Annotated in this window: 2 protein-coding genes and 2 pseudogenes; all 4 read left to right on the top strand. The window is 57.3% G+C overall.

Going from position 1 to position 2,859, the window contains the following annotated elements; translation table 11 throughout:
• Window positions 1-196: pseudogene (locus OMR58_RS24550) on the top strand (phage N-6-adenine-methyltransferase); the annotation flags it as partial.
• The gene (locus OMR58_RS24545; protein WP_264547232.1) at window positions 196-2,265 is read left to right on the top strand and encodes a DNA cytosine methyltransferase; all 2,070 of its coding nucleotides are present in this window, start codon (window positions 196-198) and stop codon (window positions 2,263-2,265) included. The pseudogene OMR58_RS24550 and the gene OMR58_RS24545, both read left to right, overlap by 1 nt.
• Window positions 2,266-2,307: 42 nt before the next feature.
• Window positions 2,308-2,628 carry a helix-turn-helix domain-containing protein gene (locus OMR58_RS24540; protein ID WP_234479925.1) on the top strand — a complete coding sequence of 107 codons (321 nt, stop codon included), beginning with the start codon at window positions 2,308-2,310 and terminating at the stop codon, window positions 2,626-2,628.
• Window positions 2,511-2,783: pseudogene (locus OMR58_RS26010) on the top strand (site-specific integrase); the annotation flags it as partial. The gene OMR58_RS24540 and the pseudogene OMR58_RS26010, both read left to right, overlap by 118 nt.
• Window positions 2,784-2,859 lie beyond the last annotated feature (76 nt).

Genomic DNA, 2,859 nt, shown 5'->3' with positions numbered 1-2,859 from the left:
AGCAGCGGAGAATGACGTGTGGCCCAATGAAGTCAAGCTCATTGCTGAGCAGATCGAGCGCATTTACGAACTTCCGCCGGTCCACTACCGGAAAGTAATGCAGCACATCAACACCATGCTGCTGGAGCGCCAACCCAGCAATTCAATCCTCATCGCCGCCCAGGCATTAACAGAAACCTTCGGAGAGCACGCATGATGCGAGAAATCATCGTCGACAATTTTGCCGGTGGCGGCGGCGCTAGCACCGGCATCGAAATGGCTACCGGCCGCAGCGTGGACATCGCTATCAATCACGACCCGAACGCAATCGCTATGCACACGACAAACCACCCGGACACCCTGCACTACTGCGAATCGGTGTTCGATATCGATCCTGTCGCCGCGACCGCCGGCGCGCCTGTTGGCCTGGCCTGGTTCTCACCTGACTGCCGTCACTTCAGTAAAGCCAAAGGCAGCACGCCCGTAAAAAAAGAGATCCGCGGACTTGCGTGGATTGTTCTGCGCTGGGCGCTAGCCACCCGCCCGCGCGTAATGATGCTGGAAAACGTGGAGGAATTTAGGACATGGGGGCCGCTGCTTATTGGTGAGGAGCGTCCAGACCCGGCACGTACCGGAGAAACCTTCGAGGCGTTCGTTGGCATGCTCAGCACTGGCGTGACAGCCGACCACCCGGCGCTGGATGAGGTCTGCGAATCGCTGCAGATTGACCGGCACGGACCGGAGGCGCTGAGGCTGACTGCAGGGCTCGGCTATACGGTCGAGCATCGTGAGCTCCGCGCGTGCGATTACGGCGCACCGACGATCCGCAAACGCTTCTTCATGGTGATGCGCTGCGACGGGCAGCCGGTCGTCTGGCCGGAATCCTCCCACGGCGATCCGAAAAGCCTGCCGGTGCAAAGCGGCCAGCTAAAACCCTGGCGCACCGCTGCGGAGTGCATTGACTGGAACATCCCATGTCCGTCGATTTTCGGTCGCAAGAAGTCGCTGGCAGAGAATACGTTGCGGCGTATCGCCCGCGGCATTCAGCGGTTCGTGATCGACAACCCGACGCCGTTCATCGTGAAGTGCAACCACACCAGCACCCGTACAAAATACGACTGTTTCCGGGGACAGGAGCTGGAGTCGCCTCTGCACACGATAACCAAGACCCACGGTTTTGCGGTCGTTACGCCTCACATCACTAAATTCCGCACCGGGGCCACCGGGCAGGAAGTTACTGAGCCACTGCCGACGGTCACCGCCGGTACTTCAGCGCGCCCCGGTGGCAACGGCCACGCGTTGGGAATGGTGGAGGCTCAACTTTCGCCGTTCCTGGCAGGTGCAGGCGGATCAGAATACCAGGGCAAACCGCGTTCCTGCGAGAAGCCCATACACACCATTCTGAAGGAGTCGCGCAGCTGCGTTATCGCACCGGTGATCGCCCGACAGTTCGGCAGCAGCATCGGTCACTCTGTTGATCAACCGAGCGGAACGGTTACGGCCGGTGGCGGCGGAAAAAGCCAACTGGTGTGCCCGACGTTAATCCAGATGGGTTACGGTGAACGACAGGGCCAGGCACCGCGGGTGCTGGATATGCAGAAGCCTGTCGGCACTGTTACAGCCGGTGGCAATAAGTTTGCGATCACCAGCGCGTTTCTGGCCAAACACTTCGGTGGCAATTATACCGGCCCCGGCGCCCCAGTCGACGGCCCTGCACACACGGTCACCACCACGGATCATCACGCGCTGGTAACTGCGCAGCTGCTGGTGAATAACACCGGCCACCCGGGCGGCGCTGCTGACCAGCCAGTGCATACCGTTACCACCGGAAACCACCACGCTATTGTTACGTCAAACTTGGTGAAACTGCGCGGAACCTGTCGCGATGGTCAACGTACCGACCAACCGATGCCGACCATAACGGCTGGCGGTCAACACGTTGGGGAAGTACGTACCTGTCTGGCCGTTAATGATTATGACGAAGCGCGCGCTGTACAGGTGGCTGAATTCCTCCATCAGCACGGCCTGAGCGAGTTTGTTCTGGTTGAGGGAGTGACTTACCGGATTGTCGATATCGGCATGCGAATGCTGCAGCCGCGGGAACTGTATAACGCCCAGGGCTTCCCGGCGTGGTACGTCATCGACCGTGACTATCGTGGCAACAAGTACGCGAAAGACAAGCAGGTAGCACGCTGTGGCAACGCCGTGCCGCCACCGTTCGCTGAAGCGCTTGTACGCGCCAACCTGCCAGAACTCTGCATCAACCGCGATCAGCAAGTGGCTTAAAAATTTACTCGAGAGGTGAGTATGCCCACTAAGGAAATACTTATGACCGTAAAAGAACTGGCCGCTACTTTGCAGGTTTCGGCCACCACCATTTATCGCAATCCTCGCAAATATCACATGTTTCGCGTTGGTAATAACTGGCGCGCCAACTCCGAAAGTTTGAAAAAGTTTGCCGAAGCGCCTGGTACGGATAACAATGTTTTCCGGCTGGGTGTTGTAGGCGGTAAGGAGAGAAAAAAATGCCGATCTACAAAAGGGGTCACACGTACTGGATCGATATCTCAGCGCCAGATGGCACGCGAGTTAGACGCTCTGCTGGCACCGAGGAAAAAGCAAAAGCCCAACAGCTTCACGATAAGTTGAAACATGAATTATGGGCTGTTGCAAATCTTGATAAAAGACCTGAACGAAGTTTTGAAGAACTGATAGTTCTGGCATTACAGGATGCTGAAGGTCAGGCCTGTTTTAGTGACAAACAAACACAGGCACGCTATTGGTTGGGATGCTTTCAGGGTAGGTTTGATCTTACCCACGTAATGTGGACACGTCCCTAAGCGAGGGTCTGGTTTTCGAACTGTTCCGGGCTGAGGCCGC

Origin of the sequence: Erwinia sp. INIA01 (genome assembly GCF_025947915.1) — a bacterium.
Classification (GTDB): Bacteria; Pseudomonadota; Gammaproteobacteria; order Enterobacterales; family Enterobacteriaceae; genus Erwinia; species Erwinia coffeiphila.
Note: the sequence above shows the minus strand (reverse complement) of the source record. Positions and strands in the feature narration are given on the sequence as shown.

What these genes read in the sequence shown, in the direction of transcription:
- OMR58_RS24545 (WP_264547232.1), top strand. Translation starts at nt 196, where the DNA reads ATGCGAGAAATCATCGTCGACAATTTTGCCGGTGGCGGCGGCGCTAGC.
- OMR58_RS24540 (WP_234479925.1), top strand. Translation starts at nt 2,308, where the DNA reads ATGACCGTAAAAGAACTGGCCGCTACTTTGCAGGTTTCGGCCACCACC.